General features: G+C 59.3%; 22 protein-coding genes. 8 read left to right on the forward strand and 14 right to left on the reverse strand.

Going from position 1 to position 21,629, the window contains the following annotated elements:
• Nucleotides 1–77: 77 nt before the first annotated feature.
• Entirely contained in the window at nt 78–833 is a 756-nt protein-coding gene (locus tag ACIP1X_RS10115; RefSeq protein ID WP_053122388.1) for a spermidine synthase, read from the forward strand.
• Nucleotides 834–941: 108 nt separating this feature from the next.
• Here ACIP1X_RS10115 and ACIP1X_RS10120 read toward each other — a convergent pair whose 3' ends face one another.
• On the reverse strand, nt 942–1,733 hold the full coding sequence (locus tag ACIP1X_RS10120; protein ID WP_212543698.1) for a crotonase/enoyl-CoA hydratase family protein: 792 nt from the start codon (nt 1,731–1,733) through the stop codon (nt 942–944).
• A 423-nt stretch (nt 1,734–2,156) separates the two neighbouring features.
• Here ACIP1X_RS10120 and ACIP1X_RS10125 point away from each other — a divergent pair, with 423 nt between their 5' ends.
• On the forward strand, nt 2,157–3,830 hold the full coding sequence (locus ACIP1X_RS10125; protein WP_053122275.1) for a DEAD/DEAH box helicase: 1,674 nt from the start codon (nt 2,157–2,159) through the stop codon (nt 3,828–3,830).
• A gap of 159 nt (nt 3,831–3,989) precedes the next feature.
• On the opposite strand, the gene ACIP1X_RS10130 is transcribed toward ACIP1X_RS10125, so the two are convergent.
• Nucleotides 3,990–4,757 carry a DODA-type extradiol aromatic ring-opening family dioxygenase gene (locus tag ACIP1X_RS10130; protein ID WP_400751615.1) on the reverse strand — a complete coding sequence of 256 codons (768 nt, stop codon included), beginning with the start codon at nt 4,755–4,757 and terminating at the stop codon, nt 3,990–3,992.
• Between the two features lie 102 nt (nt 4,758–4,859).
• Here ACIP1X_RS10130 and ACIP1X_RS10135 point away from each other — a divergent pair, with 102 nt between their 5' ends.
• Complete coding sequence (locus ACIP1X_RS10135; RefSeq protein ID WP_400751617.1) at nt 4,860–5,516, forward strand: thiopurine S-methyltransferase; 657 nt, start codon at nt 4,860–4,862, stop codon at nt 5,514–5,516.
• A gap of 90 nt (nt 5,517–5,606) precedes the next feature.
• Here ACIP1X_RS10135 and ACIP1X_RS10140 read toward each other — a convergent pair whose 3' ends face one another.
• Nucleotides 5,607–5,828 carry a YgdI/YgdR family lipoprotein gene (locus tag ACIP1X_RS10140; protein WP_053122269.1) on the reverse strand — a complete coding sequence of 74 codons (222 nt, stop codon included), beginning with the start codon at nt 5,826–5,828 and terminating at the stop codon, nt 5,607–5,609.
• 78 nt (nt 5,829–5,906) lie between these two features.
• Nucleotides 5,907–6,509, reverse strand: coding sequence for a molybdenum cofactor guanylyltransferase MobA (gene mobA, locus ACIP1X_RS10145; protein WP_400751620.1), 603 nt, complete (start codon nt 6,507–6,509; stop codon nt 5,907–5,909).
• An 81-nt stretch (nt 6,510–6,590) separates the two neighbouring features.
• On the opposite strand from mobA, the gene moaB reads away from it, so the two are divergent.
• The gene (gene moaB, locus ACIP1X_RS10150) at nt 6,591–7,130 is read left to right on the forward strand and encodes a molybdenum cofactor biosynthesis protein B (protein ID WP_053122265.1); all 540 of its coding nucleotides are present in this window, start codon (nt 6,591–6,593) and stop codon (nt 7,128–7,130) included.
• On the forward strand, nt 7,114–8,340 hold the full coding sequence (gene glp, locus ACIP1X_RS10155) for a gephyrin-like molybdotransferase Glp (RefSeq protein WP_212543694.1): 1,227 nt from the start codon (nt 7,114–7,116) through the stop codon (nt 8,338–8,340). Before moaB ends, glp begins: the two co-directional genes overlap by 17 nt.
• A gap of 60 nt (nt 8,341–8,400) precedes the next feature.
• Here the strand turns inward: glp and ACIP1X_RS10160 are convergent, their stop codons facing one another.
• Entirely contained in the window at nt 8,401–8,709 is a 309-nt protein-coding gene (locus tag ACIP1X_RS10160) for a hypothetical protein (protein WP_212549054.1), read from the reverse strand.
• 316 nt (nt 8,710–9,025) lie between these two features.
• Between ACIP1X_RS10160 and yegS the strand changes: the two genes are divergently transcribed.
• On the forward strand, nt 9,026–9,943 hold the full coding sequence (gene yegS, locus ACIP1X_RS10165; protein ID WP_400751623.1) for a lipid kinase YegS: 918 nt from the start codon (nt 9,026–9,028) through the stop codon (nt 9,941–9,943).
• Here yegS and ACIP1X_RS10170 read toward each other — a convergent pair.
• The 3 genes from ACIP1X_RS10170 to ACIP1X_RS10180 form a co-directional block, all read right to left on the reverse strand.
• Nucleotides 9,927–10,586, reverse strand: a complete 660-nt coding sequence (locus tag ACIP1X_RS10170) for a response regulator transcription factor (protein ID WP_053122257.1) — start codon at nt 10,584–10,586, stop codon at nt 9,927–9,929. The genes yegS and ACIP1X_RS10170 overlap by 17 nt on opposite strands.
• On the reverse strand, nt 10,583–11,476 hold the full coding sequence (locus ACIP1X_RS10175; RefSeq protein WP_053122255.1) for a sensor histidine kinase: 894 nt from the start codon (nt 11,474–11,476) through the stop codon (nt 10,583–10,585). Before ACIP1X_RS10175 ends, ACIP1X_RS10170 begins: the two co-directional genes overlap by 4 nt.
• Nucleotides 11,477–11,951: 475 nt before the next feature.
• The gene (locus tag ACIP1X_RS10180) at nt 11,952–12,422 is read right to left on the reverse strand and encodes a hypothetical protein (protein ID WP_212543691.1); all 471 of its coding nucleotides are present in this window, start codon (nt 12,420–12,422) and stop codon (nt 11,952–11,954) included.
• Between the two features lie 456 nt (nt 12,423–12,878).
• On the opposite strand from ACIP1X_RS10180, the gene ACIP1X_RS10185 reads away from it, so the two are divergent.
• Nucleotides 12,879–13,814 (forward strand): chemotaxis protein CheV, encoded by a 936-nt coding sequence (locus ACIP1X_RS10185; RefSeq protein ID WP_007908676.1) that lies wholly within the window; start codon nt 12,879–12,881, stop codon nt 13,812–13,814.
• Between the two features lie 259 nt (nt 13,815–14,073).
• Nucleotides 14,074–14,880, forward strand: a complete 807-nt coding sequence (locus tag ACIP1X_RS10190) for an MOSC domain-containing protein (protein WP_400751626.1) — start codon at nt 14,074–14,076, stop codon at nt 14,878–14,880.
• A gap of 72 nt (nt 14,881–14,952) precedes the next feature.
• Here ACIP1X_RS10190 and ACIP1X_RS10195 read toward each other — a convergent pair whose 3' ends face one another.
• The 6 genes from ACIP1X_RS10195 to atuC all read right to left on the reverse strand — a co-directional run bounded on the left by ACIP1X_RS10195 (nt 14,953) and on the right by atuC (nt 21,627).
• A complete protein-coding gene (locus tag ACIP1X_RS10195; protein WP_007940055.1) occupies nt 14,953–15,237 on the reverse strand; it encodes a pyrimidine/purine nucleoside phosphorylase in 285 nt (94 codons plus the stop codon).
• A gap of 105 nt (nt 15,238–15,342) precedes the next feature.
• Nucleotides 15,343–15,885 carry an exonuclease domain-containing protein gene (locus ACIP1X_RS10200; RefSeq protein WP_127929212.1) on the reverse strand — a complete coding sequence of 181 codons (543 nt, stop codon included), beginning with the start codon at nt 15,883–15,885 and terminating at the stop codon, nt 15,343–15,345.
• A gap of 70 nt (nt 15,886–15,955) precedes the next feature.
• Nucleotides 15,956–17,917: an acetyl/propionyl/methylcrotonyl-CoA carboxylase subunit alpha gene (locus tag ACIP1X_RS10205; protein WP_400751631.1), complete on the reverse strand. Its 1,962-nt coding sequence runs from the start codon at nt 17,915–17,917 to the stop codon at nt 15,956–15,958.
• A 110-nt stretch (nt 17,918–18,027) separates the two neighbouring features.
• Nucleotides 18,028–18,825, reverse strand: a complete 798-nt coding sequence (locus ACIP1X_RS10210) for an enoyl-CoA hydratase/isomerase family protein (RefSeq protein ID WP_400751634.1) — start codon at nt 18,823–18,825, stop codon at nt 18,028–18,030.
• The gene (gene atuD, locus ACIP1X_RS10215; protein WP_105705203.1) at nt 18,822–19,979 is read right to left on the reverse strand and encodes a citronellyl-CoA dehydrogenase; all 1,158 of its coding nucleotides are present in this window, start codon (nt 19,977–19,979) and stop codon (nt 18,822–18,824) included. The genes ACIP1X_RS10210 and atuD overlap by 4 nt, the downstream gene beginning before the upstream one ends.
• Nucleotides 19,980–20,010: 31 nt before the next feature.
• Nucleotides 20,011–21,627, reverse strand: a complete 1,617-nt coding sequence (atuC, locus tag ACIP1X_RS10220) for a geranyl-CoA carboxylase subunit beta (RefSeq protein WP_053122241.1) — start codon at nt 21,625–21,627, stop codon at nt 20,011–20,013.
• Between the last annotated feature and the right edge of the window lie 2 nt (nt 21,628–21,629).

The following is a 21,629-nucleotide window of genomic DNA, read 5'->3' on the forward strand; positions in this document are numbered from 1 at the left end:
GCCGACAATCGCCGCTTTGCCACGGCGCCACAGCGGTGCCATCGCGTCACCGCGCCCGGTGACCATCAGGAGACGAAATGACTGAGGAGCGCGTCGAGCATCTGCTCGCCGAAGTACAGGATGAGTTCGGCGTGATTCGCGTGCTGGAAGTGGCCGATTACCGCTTTCTCGAATTCGGCGATGCGATCGAGCAGAGCTGCGTGTTCACCGCTGACCCGAGCTGGCTGGAGTACGACTACACCCGCGCGATGCTGATCGGCGCGTTGTGCCATGAGCAACCGGACAGCGCGCTGTTTCTCGGGTTGGGTGCGGGGACATTGACCCAGGCCTGCCTCAAGTTTCTGCCACTGGAAGATGTTGAAGCCATCGAGTTGCGCCCGGACGTGCCGCGTCTGGCGATCGAATACCTTGGGCTGGATGATGACCCGCGTCTGTACATCCGTGTTGGCGATGCGCTGGAATTGCTGCCGACGGCGGAACCTGCGGATTTGATCTTCGTCGACCTCTACACCGACGTCGGGCCGGGTGTCGGGCACCTGGCCTGGGGTTTTCTCGGTGACTGCCAGAAGCGTTTGAATCCGGGCGGCTGGCTGGTGATCAATCAGTGGGCCACCGATGATGGCCAGCCGTTGGGCGCGGCGCTGTTGCGCGGGCTCTATCACCGGCATTACTGGGAGCTGCCGGTGAAGGAGGGCAATGTGATTCTGCTGGTGCCGGCGGATCTCGATCAGGAACTGGACATGCAGGCGTTGACTGCGCGGGCCGAAGCGCTGGCGCCGCGGTTGGGGTATTCGTTGCAGTCGTTGATCAACGCGATTCGCCCGGCCACCTGAGTTGCCAGTGCTGGCCCCTTCGCGAGCAAGCCCGCTCCCACATTTACAATGCGTTCCCCCTGTGGGAGCGGGCTTGCTCGCGAAGACGGCCTCAAAACCACCACAGCTTCAGATCCCTTTGAATATTCCGGGCCGCCGCTCCACCAGCGACCGCACGCCTTCCTTGGCATCCTCACTCGCCAACAACTTCTTCACCAACGCCGGCAAGCCCTGCGTCGCCGCCGTCTCACCCTCATACCGCGCCTGCCGCGCCGACATCAACGTCGCCTGCACCCCCAACGGCGCCTGTCGCGCGATCCGCTCCGCCAATTCAATCGCCCGAGGCAACAAATCCTCACTGGCCATCACTTCTTGCACCAACCCCAAGCGCAACGCATCGTGCGCATCAAACTCATCGCCGGTCAGCAGCCAGCGCATTGCATTGCCCCAGCCGGCAATCTGTTGAAAACGCAAAGTCGCGCCACCAAAAGGAAAAATCCCACGCTGCACTTCCATTTGCGCGAAGCGGGTGTTGCTCGCGCAAAGATTGATATCCGCCGCCAACATCAGCTCGATCCCGATGGTCAGGCAATAACCCTGCGCCGCGACAATCACCGGTTTGCTTACCCGTGGCCCGACGAAAACACCCCACGGATCGCAACCGCCGGTCGGAACCTGCCAACCTTCGGCCAATGCTGAGCTGGCATTTACCAGATCCAGACCGGCGGTAAAGTGTTCGCCATGGCCGAACACCACCGCTACCCGCGCCTCGCTGTCGGCTTCGAACTCGCCATAGGCCAGGCTCAAGTCGTTGAGCAGGTCGAGGTCGAAAGCATTGCGCTTGGCCGCTCGATCCAGGCCGATCAGGTGGACGTGACCACGACGTTCTCGGCTGACGCGGCCGGCGCAGGGCTGATTCATCGGTAGATCCTCGGGCGGGAAGGGCAGGTGCAGCGACGGAATGCCGCACGTCGGTGAATCGTTTAAGCGTCATCGCCCGCAGGGCCGGGCCTTTGAAAAATAGACCTTGGAACGATTATCCGCAAAACCCCGTTACACAGCGGTGACACACGCATTTTGCCGATAAAAAAAGCTCCCTTTTTGGGCAATTTCCGGTATAGTGCGCGCCGGCCTTTAACCGGGCCGCGTTTAGGTAGCGCAATTCCCCGAAGTCAGCTTCGGCTGCACGTCCGCACTGCGGGCTCTTCCCGGACGATTCTTTTTTTCATTCATTCGTTTTCGCAAATCCCCGCCGACAAAGCAGCCAGGGCGACTCTTGAGTCTCAACACGGCATGCGCAGCTTTGGAGCATGGGTCTTTGCGGATGCACTTAGAGGCAGACCCATGACCCAGGAAACCGGCGGCTTCGCCGCTTTTAATCTTAATCCGAATATTCTTGCAGCCGTCATCGCGACTGGCTACGAAGAACCTTCGGCTATTCAGCAGCAATCGATCCCGATCATCATGGCCGGTCAAGACATGATTGGTCAGGCGCAAACCGGTACGGGTAAAACCGCCGCATTCGCCCTGCCGATCCTGCACCGCATCGATCCTGCCAAGCGCGAGCCGCAAGCCCTGATCCTGGCGCCAACCCGTGAGTTGGCGCTGCAAGTAGCAACCGCTTTCGAAACCTACGCCAAGCAAATGCCAGGCGTTACTGTTGTGGCCGTTTACGGCGGCGCGCCGATGGGCCCGCAACTGAAAGCAATCCGTAATGGCGCACAGATCGTTGTCGCCACCCCGGGCCGTCTGTGCGACCACCTGCGTCGTGACGAAAAAGTCCTGTCGACCGTGAACCACCTGGTTCTCGACGAAGCGGACGAAATGCTCAAACTGGGTTTCATGGACGACCTCGAAGTTATCTTCAAGGCTCTGCCACCGACCCGTCAGACCGTACTGTTCTCGGCCACCTTGCCGCAGTCGATCCGCGCCATTGCCGAACGCCATCTGCGCGATCCGCAACACGTGAAGATCCAGACCAAGACCCAGACCGTTACCGCGATCGAACAGGCTCACCTGTTGGTTCACGCTGACCAGAAGACTTCGGCTGTTCTCAGCTTGCTGGAAGTGGAAGACTTCGACGCTCTGATCATGTTCGTGCGCACCAAGCAAGCGACCCTGGATCTGGCCAGCGCCCTCGACGCCAAAGGCTACAAAGCCGCCGCGTTGAACGGTGACATCGCCCAGAACCAGCGTGAGCGCGTTATCGACTCGCTGAAAGATGGCCGTCTGGACATCGTTGTGGCGACCGACGTTGCTGCTCGTGGTCTGGACGTTCCGCGCATCACTCACGTGTTCAACGTTGACATGCCGTACGATCCAGAGTCCTACGTTCACCGTATCGGTCGTACTGGCCGTGCCGGTCGCGAAGGTCGTGCACTGCTGCTGGTGACTCCACGTGAGCGCCGCATGCTGCAAGTGATCGAGCGTGTAACCGGTCAGAAGGTTGCTGAAGTTCGCCTGCCGGACGCTCAAGCCGTTCTCGATGCGCGCATCAAGAAACTGACCAACAGCCTGTCGCCGCTGGTAGCTGATGCTGAATCGACTCACGGTGAGTTGCTCGATCGTCTGACCGCAGACATCGGCTGCACCCCGCGTGCTCTGGCTGCTGCGCTGTTGCGCAAAGCCACCAACGGTCAAGCGCTGAACCTGGCTGCAATCGAGAAGGAACGCCCACTGGTGCCGAACAATGCACCGCGTGGCGACCGTCCTGAGCGCACTGGCGATCGTCCTGATCGTGGTGACCGCGAGCGTCGCGCGCCAATGCCTCTGGGCGAAGGCCGTGCTCGTTGCCGTACCGCGCTGGGTGCGCGTGACGGTATCGCTGCGAAAAACCTGCTGGGCGCCATCCTCAACGAAGGCGGTCTGGCCCGTGAAGCGATCGGTCGCATCCAGGTGCGTGACAGCTTCAGCCTCGTCGAGCTGCCGGAAGATGGTCTGGACAAACTCCTGACCAAACTGAAGGACACTCGCGTTGCCGGTAAGCAGTTGAAGCTGCGTCGCTATCGCGAAGATTGATCCGCCCTTGGGCTGATTGATCGCACATAAAAAATCCCCGACTGGTTCGGGGATTTTTTTTGCCTGTTTTTCAGGATCAAAAGATCGCAGCCTTCGGCAGCTCCTACATTTGGAATGCGTTCCCCTTGTAGGAGCTGCCGAAGGCTGCGATCTTTTGCTTTAACCGAAGCGGTAAATATCCATCCCCAGCGCACCCATCGTGAACCCCTTGTGCGCCACGCTAAACTCACCCCCCGCACCCCGCGCAAAATACAGCGGCAACAAATGCTCATCACTCGGATGGTTGCGCACCGCATTCGGCGCCTGCTGACGATAATCGTGCAGCGCCGCCTCATCATCGGCCTGTAGCTTGTCGATCACCCAATCACGGAAATCCCGCGCCCATGGCTCAACGCTTTCCGGCCCGGCATGCCAGTCCAGTTCGCGCAGGTTGTGGGTGATGCTGCCAGAGCCGATCAACAGAATCCCTTGCTCGCGTAAACCGGCCAAGGCTCGACCCACACGGGTCTGAAGCGCCGGGCCTGCCCGACTTGGCAGCGAAACCTGCACCACCGGAATATTCGCCTGCGGATACATCAGCGACAACGGCACCCACACGCCATGATCGAAAGGGCGCTGCGGGTCGAGACGTGCTGGCAGGTTGTTCGCCGTCAGCAACTGCGCCACTTCTCCAGCCAGTTGCGGATCGCCCGGCGCCGGGTATTGCACTTCAAACAGCGCACGGGGAAACCCGCCAAAGTCATGCCAGGTTTCCGGTTGCGGATTGCTGCTGACCAACAGTTCGTGGCTCTCCCAGTGTGCAGAGACGATCACGATGGCTTTCGGTGTCGGCAGTTCGGCGGCCAATCGCGCGAGAGCCGGGCCGCTGGCGCCTGGCTCCAATGCAAGCATCGGTGAGCCGTGTGAGATATACAGACTGGGAAACATGTGCGGGCTCCTGAACGGTAAGATGGCCCATCTTCAGTCACTTCATTGATCTAAATCTAATATAAGTTTTAACGCTTTTTGATCGAATTTTTAGGGGGATGCATGCAGCCTGAGTTTTGGCACAAGAAGTGGGCTTCGAACCAGATCGGCTTTCATTTACCGCAAGTGAATCCTTATCTACAACGTTTCTGGCCGGATCTGAACCTCTCGTCACACGCGCGGGTGCTGGTGCCGTTGTGTGGGAAAAGTCTGGATTTGCTGTGGCTGGCCGGGCGCGGGCATCGGGTTCTCGGTATTGAGCTGTCGGAGAAAGCCGTAGAAGACTTTTTCAGCGAGCAACAACTGCAGCCACAGATCAGCGAGCACGGCGTCTTCAAGGTTTACCGCGCTGGCGCAATCGAGTTGTGGTGCGGTGACGTTTTCGCGCTGAGCGCAGAGGACGTTGCCGATTGTTCCGCGCTGTACGACCGTGCAGCAGTGATCGCCTTGCCGGCGCCAATGCGCGAGCGTTACGCCGAGCATTTGCAGAATATTCTGCCGGCGGGTTTGAAGGGGCTGTTGATTACGCTGGATTACGATCAATCGCAAATTTCCGGACCGCCGTTCTCCGTAGACGATGCTCAAGTGCAACACATGTTCGGCGGTGCGTGGCAGATGCAGGTACTGGAATCGCAGGATGTGCTGAGTGACAGCGGCAAGTTTGTGCAGGCAGGTGCTACGCGACTTGAGGAGCGGGTCTATCGGATAACCGCTCGGTAACTTCCTTGCGCGCATAAAAAATGCCCCGACGTATCGGGGCATTTTTTTAGCCAGGCAAACCGGCTGGGTCAGACGTCGCTTCGAAGAACCTTACAGTTCTTTAACGGTGCGAACCTGATCCTTGTTGATGCGAGTTTCTTTGCCGTCCAGCTGCTGGAACTCGTAGAAACCCGAATCATCATCGTATTTCGGCGTGTCGACGGCCTGGATTTCGCGACCGTCATTCAGCGTGATCACTGTAGGCGACGAGCAACCGGCGAGGGTGGCCAGGCCCAGTGCGAGCATGAGAGAGGCGATGGTCCGTTGAGTCATGGGTGTGTCTCCGAATGGGAATTCTTTTGGTTACTGAGCTTGAGACGTATACAAGGCGTGAGAGTTCCTTGAATAGTGTCAGTCTGACACAGTGTTATGCGCCTTTAACAGTTCGGGGGTGTTGAGGTTGCCCAGTCGCGGGTCATTGTCCGGGCATTCCAATGCAGTGGCGCCGAGGCTGCGCATCACCCGGCCGGGGCTGCGTTCACCGCTGTTCCAGGCGGTTTCGAAGGCTGGCAGCAGGCTCACGGGAATCACGCACAACAACGGTTCCCAGTGCTCGTCGTGCCACAACATTAAAGGTTTGTCAGGATTGTGATTGGCGGTTTCGCGCATGCTTTGCAGCAGTGCTTCGTCGATTCGCGGAACATCGCACGGCAACACCAGCAAGTGCGAATGGCGCGCCGCTTTCAAGCCTGCACGAATACCGGCGAGTGGCCCGGGGAAGTCACCTTCGTCATCCACCACCAATTGATCGGCATAAGTTTCATAGCGTTCGCGATTGCGGTTGCAGGAGATGATCAAGTCGTCCGTCAGCGCTCGTACTTTGCGCTGCAGATGCGCAATCAGCGGTTCGCCGTGCCACTCGATCAAACCTTTGTCCTGACCGCCCATGCGCTGGCCGCGTCCGCCTGCCAGCAGCAGCACGGAACAAGGGGGCAATGGCGTATTTGCGGTCATTTTGGCTCTCCGTAGGGGCGGCGTAAAAAGGGGGCGCTGTGATATAACACCGGGCTGTTTCTCCTACAACTGGACGAGCCTATGAAAGCCAAGGCTGATGTACCTTTCGCACCGCTCAATATTGCCGTGCTGACTGTCAGCGATACCCGAACACTGGAAACCGACACCTCAGGTCAGGTCTTTGTCGATCGCCTGTTGGCGGCCGGCCACAACCTGGCCGAGCGGGTTCTGCTCAAAGATGATCTGTATAAAATTCGTGCGCAAGTCGCCAACTGGATCGCCGACGATGTTGTGCAGGTCGTGTTGATCACTGGCGGCACCGGCTTCACCGGCCGTGACAGTACGCCGGAAGCGGTGGCCTGTCTGCTCGACAAACAGGTCGATGGCTTTGGCGAATTGTTCCGCCAGATCTCGGTGGCCGATATCGGCACCTCAACCGTGCAATCCCGCGCACTGGCCGGTCTGGCCAATGGCACGCTGGTGTGCTGCCTGCCGGGTTCGACCAATGCCGTGCGCACCGGTTGGGACGGGATTCTCGCCGAGCAACTGGATTCCCGTCACCGTCCATGCAATTTCGTCCCGCATCTGAAACAGGCGGCGCCTTGTGAATCCCGTGGGTAAGCCGGGCAAGACCGCTGCGCTGATGCCTGTCGAAGTGGCATTGGCGCGGCTGCTGGAAATGGCCGAGGCCTCGCCAATCGTCGAGCGTGAGTATTTGCCGCTCGCTGAGGTTCAGGGGCGCGTGCTGGCCGAGGATCTGGTTTCGACGCTGGATCTGCCGCCGTGGCCGAACAGTGCGATGGACGGTTACGCGCTGAATCTGGCCGACTGGACGGGCGAGCCGTTGCCGGTCAGCCAGAAAATATTCGCCGGGCAAGCGCCTGAACCTTTGCAGCGTGGAACCTGTGCTCGAATCTTCACCGGCGCACCTGTGCCGGCCGGAGCCGATTGTGTCGAGATGCAGGAAAACGCCGAAGTCATGGCGGACGGCCGCGTAGGTTTTTCCGAAGCCATGAAAGTCGGGCAGAACATTCGTCCGCAGGGCCAGGAAACCACGGTGGGTGAACTCGTCCTGTCGGCCGGCACTCGCCTGGGGCCGATCGAGCAGGGCTTGTCCGCTTCATTGGGCCGCGCCGGCCTGAATGTCGTGCGCAAGGTGCGCGTAGCCGTGCTGTCGACCGGCGATGAACTGATTGAGCCCGGTCAGGCATTGGGGCCGGGGCAGATTTACAACAGTAACCGTGTGGTGCTGTGCAGCTGGTTGCAGCGGCTGGGCTGCGAAGTGATCGATGCCGGGATTCTTCCGGACAATCTGGCGACGACCCGAGAGCGTCTGGGCGAATTGCAGGATGTCGATCTGATTCTCTCCACTGGTGGTGTTTCGGTCGGTGAGGCGGATTTTCTCGGCATCGCATTGAGGGAAGAAGGCGAGCTCGCCTTGTGGAAGCTGGCGATCAAACCCGGGAAACCGCTGACCTTCGGCCACTTTCGCAACGTGCCAGTGATCGGCCTGCCGGGTAACCCTGCTTCGACACTGGTGACCTTCGCCCTGTTAACCCGGCCGTATCTGTTGCGGCGCCAAGGCGTGCAAGACGTTGAACCACTCAAGTTCCGCGTGCCGGCAGGGTTCAACTGGCCAGTGGCTGGCAACCGTCGTGAGTACTTGCGCGGACGGCTGGAACAGGGCCGGGCAATCATCTATCGCAATCAAAGCTCCGGCGTTTTGCGCAGTGCAGCCTGGGCTGACGGTCTCGTCGAGGTGCTTGAGGGCCGGACGCTGGTTGAGGGCGACGAAGCTGTCTTCATTCCCCTGAGTGAGCTTCTGGGTTAACTGCCTCGGTATCCGCAGGTGCTGGCGCGTGTCGCCGGCACCTGCGGGCCCGCTCAGGCGTCAGTGAGCCATGAGCGAAATGATCTGGTCAAAACGACTGTTGGCTATCCATCCCAGCAAACCCATCACGACGGCTGTTGCGCCTGCCGCGTAGGCGAGGCGATGCTTGATGGTTCTGACATCGCCCCTGACTTCATCCATGTCCCTGCGGATGTATTTGAGGTGGGTTTCCAGCTCGGTGACGCGAGGTTCCATGTTCGTTTCTCCAGTGGGTTTGGCGCCGCTGTGGAAGTCAGTGGTGTGGCTGGTGCGACTTTGCGCGAGTGGAGCAACCGGGCTCACTGGCAGTCTGGCTTCTTGACTATGCATTGATGTTGACGCCTGCTGGAAATGGACGCGGGTCGCTAACGGTGTCAATGAAAGTATCGAAAGCCCTAGAGGTGTATCCACTCATTACATGCACATCCTTGTGTGTTTTCAGATTGAAGATTGATACCGCCGACGCACGATCTACCAATGGCTGGAGTTGGTCAATGCAGCCAATTCATCACATCTTGTAAGAAAAATCCCAGCCCTGTAGGACGCGTGCGCCGAGACGCCTGAATTAATTACGGTTCTTGCGGCTTTTTTCCGTGCGCCAGTGGTCAAGATGTCTCATACCGAATCCATTCACGGAGTGATTGCAATGAGTGAACGCAGGGCGCTGTTGATTCTGCATGGCAAGCAGGCACTCAACGAGGCGGTTCGTGCCGCCGTCGAAAGTAAACGCGAACAAGGCTGGGAGCTGGCCGTGCGCCTGACCTGGGAGGGCGGCGATGCCGAGCGTCTGGTCGAAGAGGCGCTGGCGGCTGGCTATAAACAGATTATCGCTGGTGGTGGCGATGGCACCTTGCGTGATATCGCCCAGGCGCTGGCGGCGCATCCGGGCGAAGCCAGCCTGGTGCTGTTGCCGCTGGGTACGGCGAACGATTTTTCCCGTGCGGCGGGCGTTCCGCTGGAGCCGGCAGAGGCTCTTGAGTTGCTCGATGTGCCTGCGCGCGACATCGATCTGGGCCAGGTTGGCGGGCAGATTTTCCTCAATATGGCCACGGGCGGTTTTGGTAGCCAGGTCACGGCCAATACTTCTGAAGACTTGAAGAAAGTGCTCGGGGGCGCGGCTTATCTGTTCACCGGTCTGTCGCGCTTCAGTGAGCTGCATGCTGCCTATGGCGAGTTACAGGGACCGGATTTCCACTGGCGTGGCGAGCTGCTGGCGCTGGGCATCGGCAATGGCCGTCAGGCGGGCGGTGGGCACGTGCTGTGTCCGCAGGCACTGGCCGATGATGGTCTTTTGGACATCAGCATTCTGCCGGCGCCACAGGAGTTGGTGGGTACCTTGAAGAATCTGCTCACTGATGGCTTCGGCCTCGACAACATGTTCGTGCGGACACGTTTGCCGTGGGTCGAAATCAAGGTGTCTGAAGGGCTTTACATCAATCTGGATGGCGAGCCACTGGAAGGCGATAGCCTGCGCTTCGAAGCGCGCCCCGCGGCATTGCAGGTGCATTTGCCTGAGGATTCGCCGCTATTGAGCGCTACGCTGCCGATCAGTCGTCCAGACTGATGATCTGTTCGCGCACGGCGAACAGCACCAGGCCCGCCACATCGTAGATCTGCAGACGTTTCATGATCTGCGCGCGGTGGGTCTCGACGGTTTTGATGCTCAGGCCCAGGCCGTTGGCGATTTCCCGGGTCGACTTGCCGCGCACGATCAGTCGGAGGATTTCCAGTTGGCGTGCCGTCAGGTTGTGCGAATCGGTGGTGTCCGGCTGGCCTTTTTGATTGCGAACCAGAGCCTGGTTGATCACCGTGTGGGCGATCGCCGGACTTAGATAACGCTCGTTATTGCGCAGCGCGTCCAGCGCGTGTTCAAGCTCGGTGCCGGTGGTGTCCTTGAGCAGATAACCGTAAGCGCCGGATTCCAGCGCCTGCATGATCAATGCGGGGTCGGTGTGCATCGACAGGATCAGCACTTTGCTTTGCGGGCGCACGCGTTTGAGTCGCTGCAACGCTTCGAGGCCGCCGGTTTCCTTCATGGAAATATCCAGCAAGACAATATCGGGGTTCAGCAGCTCGACCATTTCGAGCAACTGCGAGCCGTCATTGGCCTCGCCGATTACCGCGTAACCGGGAATATCCATAACCAGAGCGCGCACGCCGGCCCTGATCAGCGAGTGGTCATCCACTAGAAGTAAGTTACAAGTCAACGCATAACCTTATTCGTACTGGCCCGCTCGAGTGCGCGCGGCGCCCAGGGGAAAAGTGCTTCGATTTGAGTGCCTTTGCCCGGTTCGCTGATCACGCTCAGGGTGCCACCCAGTTGTTCGATCCGTTCGGCCATGCCGGCCATGCCACGTTGTCCTTCACGCCCAGGATTGACGGCCGGCGCGAAGCCCTGGCCATCATCGCTGATCAGCAGGGTCAAGCCCTTGGGCAAGCGCTGCACGCGAATCAGCAGGTTTTTCGCCTGGGCGTGACGCAGGATGTTGGTCACTGCCTCCTGCGCAATACGAAACGCAGCGACGGCCATTTCTTCCGGAATACCGTTCAAGCGCTGCTGGCAATCGAGGCTCCAGTGCACGTCGGTGTTGGTCAACGTTTTGAGCAGGTGCGCGCGCAGGCTCGCTTCAAGGCCAAGGCTGGTCAGTTGCCGTGGGTTGAGGATGGCCGATACGTCGCGGACTTTGTTGAGGGTTTCTTCGAGGGTGTCGCAGAGAACGGTGCATTGCTCCTGCAATTCCTCCGGCATACGGCGTTTCAGCCAGTCGCTTTGCAATTTGGCGGCGGTGAGCAATTGGCCGATGTCATCGTGCAGCTCGCGGCTGAGGCGATGGCGTTCGTTTTCCTGGACTTCCAGCAGGCGATCGGCCAGTTCCTGTGGCTGGAACTTGATCGATTTGCGTGACAGGCGATATTGCACCCAGACGCACGCCGTGGCTGCGATGTCGAGCAACAACAGACCCAGGCCCAACGGCTTGGAAAAACCGTAGGTCAGAAGGCTGCCCAGCGCAGCGGCGACACACAAGATGAGTGTGAACCGGCGGGCATTTTCCCGGGAGGGTGGCCATGTTGTGAGGGTCTTTATGCTGGCGTACATAACGGATGGAGCCAATGGATGTTCGCTGCGGGTAGACCGGTCGGTGGCTGACGGGTCTCTGTCTGGAAATGCTGTCAATTATGTGAATGATTTCAACTGGCTACAGTGAGCGGTAGTTAACCGCCAACTTCTCTGGACGCCGATCAATGAAATCACTTTGCCATTAATTTGAAAGCAACTAATGGGCGGCATAGTACCACTTAAGATACCGTTGGTCGCGCCTGCTCTATATGTCCAATGAGTCAGGAAAGACGCCATTATGGACGTATGTTCCATAATGGAAAAAAGTCGAAGTATGTTATTCGACAGATAAACAAATTGACTAAATCACGATTCTTAACACACAGGAAAACCCTGAGGCGGGCTGAAAATTATCCGTCGCATCAGGTGTGTTTATTTAGTTCGATATGTCGCTGGCGGGTATGAACTATTCAATAACGACATTAAATGAGTAGTGCTCAAGCCTGACGCCAGATCAGGCCTGTCGCTCGGAGAACGACAGAGGTGGCAAACGTTTGCCCGGCAAAGGCATCTGGAACTGGCTTTGCCCGACATGAAAGGCGAACGCTTCGATTAATGAGGCCTGTTCGCTGCCATCAAGGCTCAGTTGCCCGGTCTTCACATCGACCAGCTCCAGTTGCCAGGCCATCAGCGTGAAGCAATCTTTCAAGGCGCCCAGCGCTTGTTCGTGCAGGTCGACGTGATCCTGGGTCAGATTGAGCAGGCTGTAGATGTGCAGGGAAAACTCGGAAATCGCTTCCAGCGCCAGTGCCTCAGCTCTGCCGGCGAGCTTGAGCAGCGTGCCCTGCATGCACGCGATGGCATCCTTGTCATTGCTGATCAGTTGCAGATGGCTCAGGCATTCTTCCGACTTGGCCAGCAGCGTCTCAGCCTCAAGCAGAAATTCGGGGAAGCGTTGCGCCCAGTCTTTACGGTCGATCGGCATGCTTACCTCCACAGCGTCATGTCTGATGGGGGAGTGCCGTGTGTGGCGACGATCGTGAATCGTCGGCAGATCGCGCTCAGACGTGCCGCAGGTGCACTGGCTGTGGATTTCCATAGGATGGGTTGCCACTGAGTTGCGATCGCACACAATAGCCTGACTCCGTTCATGCAATGAGAATGGCGTCACATTAATGGCTATTGGATATCGCGAATATCAGGTTGGGCCTGATTGATACTAGGGGAATCCCTTAGGCGCGGGAACCTACCGTGCAAACCGAGGTCGCGCCGCGAAGACTGTAACAGATGAAAACAACCGGGCCAGTAAAGCATGATGTTAATGTGACATCAATGCCCGGTTGTGGCATTTTGATGGCTAATTTCTCAGCAATCAAGATTCGTCATTAACTGCCGATAAAGCCTGTTAGTGAATTCATCTGAACAAGCCCAGGAGTCATTGATGGCCGGCATTCTCGACACGGTAGACCAACGCACGCAACTGGTGGGTGAGAATCGCCTGGAAATTCTCATGTTTCGTCTGGCTGGACGCCAATTGTTTGCGATCAACGTGTTCAAGGTTCAGGAAGTCCTGCAACTGCCGAAGCTGACCCTGATGCCGCAGCGTCACCCGTTCGTGTGCGGCGTGGTCAACCTGCGCGGGCAGACCTTGCCGGTGATCGATCTGTCTCAGGCGATCGGCATGCGGCCGTTGGTGCCGGGCCCGAACAGCACCATCATCGTCACTGAATACAACCGCTCGGTGCAGGCATTCCTTGTGGGCGGTGTGGATCGCATCGTCAACATGAACTGGGAAGCCATTCTGCCGCCGCCGACCAGCGCTGGCCGTCAGCATTACCTGACCGCGATCAGCAAGGTCGACGATCAGTTGGTGGAAATCATCGACGTCGAGAAAGTTCTCGCCGAAATCGTCCCGTACAACGCCAAGGTCTCGCGGGAAAAACTCGAAGACCCGGTGCTCGAACGTGCCCGTGGTCGCGAAGTGCTGCTGGTTGACGATTCCAATGTGGCGCTCTCGCAACTGCGTGACACCCTTGGCCAGTTGGGCGTGAAGATGCACATCGCCAGCGACGGTTTGAAAGCGCTGAACATGCTCAAGGCCTGGGCTGACACCGGTGTGAACATGACTGACAAGTTGCTGATGATCTTCACCGACGCGGAAATGCCGGAAATGGACGGTTACCGTCTGACCACCGAAATCCGCAACGACCCGCGTCTGCGTGGGCTGTACGTGGTACTGCACACGTCGCTGTCGGGCAGCTTCAACGATTCGATGGTGAAGAAGGTTGGCTGCGACAACTTCCTCTCGAAATTCCAGCCGGACAAACTGGTTGATGTAGTGCGCCAGCGCCTGATGCTCGACGAAGTCCCTGCCTGATCACACACCCTTTGTAGGAGTGAGCCCTGTGGTGAGGGGATTTATCCCCGTTGGGCAGCGAAGCGGCCCCCAAATGCAGCCGACTCGAACATCATTTGAACCGCGTTCGCTGAATTTACGACTGCTGCGCAGCCGAACGGGGATAAATCCCCTCGCCACAAAGGTTGAGTTGCAGCTGGAATCCAGTGTGCGAATTCATGTTTTGATTCGTGCATGAAGCTCGTATAGGGTGGCGTTTTTATCCTCCAGGGAGCTGGCCATGCTGCGTCTGAGCGCGCTTTATCGTTACCCGTTGAAATCCGGCAAAGTCGATGTGCTGCAAAGCGTCGACCTCGACAAGCTGGGGCTCGATGGCGACCGACGCTGGATGCTCGTGGACGAAGCCAGCGGCCGCTTCCTGACCCAGCGTGCTGTAGCAAAAATGAGCCAGTTGTCGGCGCTGTGGAATGCCCGGGGCGGTCTGACCCTGAGCGCGCCGCAACAGTCTTCCATCGAAATCGCTTTGCCGGGCAGCGACGCCGAACTGCGCGGCGTGACTATCTGGCGTGACACCCTGCGCGTGCCGGATGCCGGTGATGAGGCGGCGCGTTGGGTCAGCGAGTTCATCGGCAAACCGACACGTCTGGTGCAAGTGCCGCTGGATCGTGCGCGCACCACGCCGTCAGGTGTCGGCAAGGATGATGATCAGGTCGCGTTCGCCGACGGTTTTCCGCTGCTGCTGATTGGCGAGGCGTCGCTGCAAGATCTGTCGCAACGGGTCGGGCGGCCGCTGGAGATGCTGCGTTTTCGCCCGAATCTGGTGATCGAAGGCAGCGAAGCGTACGCCGAGGATGGCTGGAAACGCATCCGTATCGGCGACGTCGAGTTCCGCGTGGTCAAGCCGTGCGCGCGCTGCATCCTTACCACCATCGACCCGCAGACTGGCGAGCGCAGTGCCGATCGTGAACCGCTGGCGACCTTGCAGAAATACCGCGCCGAAGCCGATGGCGCGATGTTCGGTCAGAACCTGGTGAATGACAGCAACGGTCGACTCGAGGTCGGAATGCCGGTGGAAATCCTCGAATAAGCCGCCCCTGAAACGAAAAATGCCCGAGTCCTTGGACCCGGGCATTTTATTGGTGCTGTGAAAACCGACGACTTAGCCGCGGTACTCGCACAGGTAAGCGGTATCAACCGCGACTTTCAGCTGGAATTTGCTGTTCGCCGGAACGTTGAACTGGCTGCCGGCGGCGAAGGTTTCCCAGTCGCTGCTGTCGGGCAGTTTCACGGTCAGTGCGCCGGAGACCACGTGCATGATTTCACGCTGGCTGGTGCCGAATTCGTATTCGCCCGGGGCCATGACGCCGATGGTCGCCGGACCTTCAGCGGTGCCAAAGGCGATCGACTTGACGGTGCCGTCGAAGTACTCGTTGACTTTAAACATGGGCGATTCCTCGAAAAGGGCTAAAAAATGGAGGCGGCCAGTATGCACAAGGCTTTGGGCGCCGTCACCTGCCCGGCGCCTGTCCAGCCAGTTCTCGAATTGACCCTAGAGTGGCAAAACCAGCGGCAACAATCGTGCGGTGTTGCGCGCATCTTCCAGCGCCCGGTGTTGCTGACCGCTGAACTGCATGCCGGCCAGTTGCAGCGCGCCGTTGAGCCCCAGCGGCCGCTCCAGGCGTCGGGCCTTGGCGAAGCGCTGTTTGAGGTTCATATGCGGCACTTTGCTCAATCCACTGTCGATCTGCAGGCGCTGCCATTCCTGGAGCAGTTGTTTGCGGTCGTAATCGCCCCAACTGGCCCAGCCTTCAAGACGTGATTGATGCTGCGCGAGCCAGCGTTCGAACGCCGGCCAGACCTCAGTCAGCGGTTGCGCCGTATCGATATTGGCCTGGGTGATGTGCGTCAGCTCGCGGCAGAACGGCGTCAGCAATGGCCGTCGAGTCGGTTTGACGAAGCGCTGGAAGTGATCCTGTTCGCGCCCGGCACGATCGACCAGCGTCGCGCCGATCTCGATAATTTCCATCTCGGTGACCGGCCAGCCACCCTCATCGGTGGTGGCTTCCAGATCTATGACCAGCCAGTGGGGCATCGCAGGGTTCCTGATTTGTACGTTCTGATTATTCAGAGCGTAGCCAAACCCTGCGTTTGCGCTCGGCTGACTACTCCACCTGCAACAGAACCTGACGATTTTTTACCTGATCGCCGACTTTGACCTGCACCCGCTTGAGCACGCCGTCGATGCCGGCCTTGAGCGGGTGCTCCATTTTCATTGCCTCCAGTACCACCAGCAGCTGACCTTTGCTGACCGGGCTGCCTTCGCTGACGAGTACGTCAACAATGGCGCCGTCCATGGGCGCTTTCAAGGTGCCGGAACTGACGCTGGTCTGACTGCCGATCACCGCGTGAGTTCGATCCTCCAGGCGCAGGCTGCCGGGATGGGTGAACAGCCAGAGTTGTTCGCCATCGAGACGACAGGCGTGGCGTTGGCGCAAGCCGTCGACTTCCAGCGTTATCGAGTGGGCGTCTTGATCGATGAGTTTCAATGCCAGTGTGCGTTCGGCGACTTGCACTTTGAACGCACCTTGCGGCTCAGCGAGCAGTTGCAGCGTCCAGTTTTGCTCATCAAGACCGAGGCGAAAATGCAGCGGCACACTGGCGTTATTACGCCAACCGGACAGCGGCGCACGATGACTGAGGGCGCTGGTTTGATAGAACAACACTGCCGCGATGGCCAGGTCTTCGGCACTCGGCGCGTAGCAGTTCAGGCACGCGTGATCGCTGAAATGCTGCGCGATAAATGCCGTGCTGAACTCACCGCTGATGAACTGCGGATGTTGCAGCAGGCTGACCAGCAACCGCTGATTGCTTTGCACACCCAGCAACACTGTGTCCTGCACCGCGCGCAGGAGTTTGCGTCGAGCCTCCTCGCGAGTAGCCCCGTGGGCGATCAGTTTGCCGAGCATCGGGTCGTAGAACGGGCTGACCGATTGCCCTTCGCGCAGACCATGATCGATACGCGCGCCGTGTTGCAGCGCGGGCTCCCACGCCTCTACACAACCGGTTTGCGGCAAGAAATCCTGCGCAGGGTCTTCGGCGTAAAGGCGCACTTCCATCGCATGACCATGGAGTTGCACCTGATCCTGAGTCAGCGGTAACGGCTGACCTTCGGCGACCCATAATTGCCAGGCGACCAGATCCAGCCCGGTGATTAGTTCTGTCACCGGATGCTCGACCTGCAAGCGAGTGTTCATCTCCAGAAAATAGAACTGCCCACGTGCATCGAGCAAGAATTCCACGGTGCCAGCGCCGACATAATTCACCGCACGTCCAGCCTTGAGAGCCGCTTCACCCATGGCCTGACGCAACTCGGCGGTCATCACCGGGCAGGGCGCTTCTTCGATGACTTTCTGATGGCGGCGCTGCACCGAGCAATCGCGCTCGCCGAGGTAGATCAGGTTGCCGTGTTGATCGCCGAACAGTTGCACTTCGACATGGCGCGGCTCAATCAACGCCTGTTCAAGAATCAATTCGTCGCTGCCAAAACCGTTCAACGCTTCGGAACGCGCGGTACGCAGTTGCGCCGGTAAATCAGAGCCATCGTGTACCAGACGCATGCCGCGACCGCCGCCACCGGCGCTGGCCTTGATCATCAATGGATAGCCGATACGCTCGGCTTCGCGCAGCAGGGTCACGTCGTCCTGCTCGGCGCCCTGGTAACCGGCGATGCACGGTACACCCGCGTCGAGCATGGCGATTTTCGAGCGACGTTTGCTGCCCATCAATTCGATGGCTGCGACGCTCGGGCCGATGAACGTCAGGCCAGCCTGTTCGCAGGCGCGGGCGAACTCGGCGTTTTCCGAGAGAAAACCGTAACCGGGATGAATGGCATCGGCGCCGCTGCGGCGCGCGGCGTCGATGATCGCCGGGATGTTCAGGTAGGACTGCTGCACGGGGGCGGGGCCGATGTGCACGGCTTGATCGGCGATGTGTACGTGCAGGGCGTCGGCGTCGGCGTCGCTGTAAACGGCGACGGTTCGGTAGCCGAGGGCTTGGGCGGTGCGCTGGATGCGGCAGGCGATTTCACCGCGGTTGGCGATCAGGATTTTTTGCAGGGTGGGCATGGTGGGTTTCCTGAGGTTTTTGCGGTGGATGTGGAGGCCTCTTCGCGAGCAGGCTCACTCCTACAGGGGAACGCATTCCAACTGTAGGAGTGAGCCTGCTCGCGATGCTTTCAGGTGGCCCACCGCGGTTTTCGCTTCTGCACAAAAGCCATGGTGCCCTCGATCCCTTCTTCTCCCGTCACCGCTTCGCTAAACCACTGCGCCGCTTCATCAAGCAACTCAGCCGATGGCTGCCCGGCACTCGCCAACAACAATTTCTTGGTCAGCGCATTCGCCTCCGGCGCACAACACAGCACATGCTGCAGCACCTCATCCAGTCGCTCAGCCAGCGCCTGCGCGTCCTGCTCGACAAAATGCACCAGCCCCAAACGGCGTGCCTGCTGCCCGTCAAAACGTGCGGCGGTCAGCGCCAGTCGCCGCGCTTCGGTCAGGCCAATGCGCTGCACCACAAACGGCGCGATCTGCGCCGGCAGCAGACCCAGGCTGGTTTCCGGCAAACCGAACTGCGCCTGATGATCGGCAATCGCAATGTCACTGACACACGCCAGCCCAAAACCGCCGCCGAGCACTGCGCCTTGCAGCACCGTGATCAGCGCTTGCGGCGCGTGCTGCGCTTCTTCCAGCAAAGCCCCGAACGCACGATTCAAATCACGGTAAGCATCGGCACCTTGAGCACGGGCACTGGCCATGTCCTTGATATCGCCCCCGGCACAGAAATGCCCGCCGGCGCCGCTGAGCACCAGAGCGCGAACACTGCGATCCTCGCGTACCGACGCCAGCACCGCACGCAATTCGCTGACCATTTGCAGGCTCATCGCATTGCGGCTGTCCGGGCGATTGAGGGTGATGTGCAGCACGCCGCCATGCAGTTCCAGCAACAGCGTCTGGCATTCCGGCAGGCTGCTCATTTCTTTTTCCCCGGCAGGATGCCCATCAGTTTGCAAATGATCCCCAGCATGATTTCGTCGGCGCCGCCGCCAATCGACACCAGCCGCACATCGCGATAAGCGCGGGCCACAGGGTTGTCCCACATGAAACCCATGCCACCCCAATATTGCAGGCAGCTGTCACTGACTTCGCGGCCGAGGCGCCCGGCCTTAAGCTTCGCCATCGACGCCAGCCGCGTGACGTCCTGGCCTTTCACGTACTGCTCGGTGGCCTGATAGACCAGCGCGCGCAGGCATTCGATTTCGGTTTGCAGTTCGGCGAGGCGGAAGTGGATCACCTGATTGTCGATCAGTGCATTGCCGAAGGTCTTGCGCTCCTTGCAGTACTCGATGGTGCTGTCGACGCAATATTCCAGGCCCTTGATCATGTTCGCCGCGCCGAACAGGCGTTCTTCCTGAAACTGCAGCATCTGCATCATGAACCCGGCGCCTTCATGGCCGACGCGGTTGCGCTGCGGCACGCGCACGTCGTCGAAAAACACCTGGGCGGTTTCCGAGCTGCGCATGCCGAGCTTGTCGAGGTGCGAACTGAGACTGATGCCCGGCGTGTTCATCGGCACCATGATCAGCGACTTGTTGATGTGCGGTTTATCGTCGGAAGTATTCGCCAGCAGGCAGATGAAATCAGCACTCGGCGAGTTGGTGATCCACATCTTGCTGCCATTGATCACGTAGTCGTCGCCGTCCTTGCGCGCGGTGGTTTTCAGCCCGGCGACGTCGGAGCCAGCGCCGACCTCGGAAACGCCGATGCAGCCAACCTGCTCGCCGGTGATTGCCGGACGAAGGAACTCTTCGCGCAATTCATCGGAGCCGAAACGGGCGAGGGCGGGCGTACACATGTCGGTCTGCACGCCGATCGACATCGGAATGCCGCCGCAATGAATGGTGCCGAACTCTTCAGCAGCGACAATCGAATAGCTGTAATCGAGACCCATGCCGCCGAATTTTTCCGGTTTGGAAATACCGAGCAAACCGAGGTCGCCGGCCTTGCGGAAAATCTCGTGGATGGGAAAGCGTCCGGCCTTTTCCCATTCATCGACGTGCGGATTGATCTCGTGCTCGACGAACTGGCGGACGGTACGGCGCAGAGCTTCGTGTTCCGGGGTGAAGATCATTTTTTATTGTTCTCCGTAAGATCCGTGGCGGTCAGAACCGGCTGACGCCGAAGCTGTTGGGTTGCAACGTGCGAATGTCGGCTTCGTGGCAGATGTCGAGCAAATAGCCGAGCAGAGTACGCGTGTCGCGTGGATCGATCAGCCCGTCGTCCCACAGGTTGGCGCTGCCGTAGAGCGCGGTGGACTGGCTGTCGAGTTTCTGCGCGGTGACCTGTTCAAGCATGTCGAGCATTTTCGGATCCGGCGTCAAACCGTCCTTGAGCTGTTTGGCTTCGGTAACGATGCGCAGAACTTTACCGGCCTGCGCGCCGCCCATTACAGCGGTGCGGCTGTTCGGCCAGGCAAAGATAAAGCGCGGATCGAGACCTCGTCCGCACATTGCATAGTTACCGGCGCCGTACGAGCCGCCGACGACGATGGTCAGTTTAGGCACCCGCGCGTTGGCCACCGCTTGAATCAGTTTCGAGCCGTGTTTGATCACGCCTTGCTGTTCCGATTCGGTGCCGACCATGAAACCGGTGGTGTTGTGGAAAAACAGCAACGGCGTCTGGCTCTGATCGCACAGCTGAATGAACTGCGCCGCTTTGCTCGCACCGTTCGGCGTGATCGGACCGTTGTTGCCGATGAAACCGCAGGCGCGACCCTGAATCTTCAATTGCCCGCAAAGGGTTTGCTGATCGAACTCGCCCTTGAATTCCAGAAAGCAGGATTCGTCGGCGATGCGCGCGATGATTTCCCGCACGTCGTAAGGTTTTTTCGGATCGTCGGGAATCAAGCCGAGCAGTTCTTCGATGGGGTAGAGCGGTTCTTTGTATTGCGGCTCCGGCAGCCATGGCAGTTGTTCATTCCACGGCAGCATTCGCAGAATTTCACGCACCTGACGCACGCCGTCGGCATCGTTTTCAGCGAGATATTCCGCCGTGCCGGCGACCTGCGCGTGCATCTCGGCGCCGCCGAGTTCTTCATCGGTGGCGACTTCCCCCGTGGCCGCTTTGAGTAACGGCGGGCCGGCCAAAAACAGCTTGGCCTTGCCGCGCACCACCACCACGTAATCCGACAGTCCCGGCTGATAAGCGCCGCCCGCCGTCGCTGAGCCGTGCACCACGGTGATCTGCGGCAAACCCATCGCCGACATCCGCGCCTGGTTGGCAAAACTGCGCGCACCTTCCACAAAAATATCCGCCGCGTAATTGAGGTTGGCGCCGCCGCTTTCGGCGAGGGTAATCACCGGCAGTTTGTTTTCCTGAGCGATCTGTTGCAGGCGCAGGGATTTTTTCAAACCGCTCGGTGAGATCGTGCCGCCCTTGATCGCACTGTTGTTGGCGACCACCATTGCGCGGATGCCACAAACGTAACCGATGCCGGCGATCAGTCCGCCACCGGCCGAGCTGCCGTCCTTGTCGTCATGCAACTTATAACCGGCGAGACTGGCCAGTTCGAGAAACGGTGCGCCGGGATCGAGCAACAGATTCAGGCGTTCGCGCGGCAGTAACTGTCCGCGCTTGTCGAATTTGGCTTTGGCTTCAGCGGCTTTGTTCAGCAGGTTTTGTTCGAGTTGCTGCACTTGCTCGATGGCCACGAGCATTGCCGCACGATTGCGCGCAAACGCCTCACTGTGCGGATCGAGTTGGGACTGGATCTGCGGCATGG

The sequence above is a fragment of the Pseudomonas sp. NPDC088885 genome (assembly GCF_044750025.1).
Taxonomy (GTDB): domain Bacteria; phylum Pseudomonadota; class Gammaproteobacteria; order Pseudomonadales; family Pseudomonadaceae; genus Aquipseudomonas; species Aquipseudomonas rustica.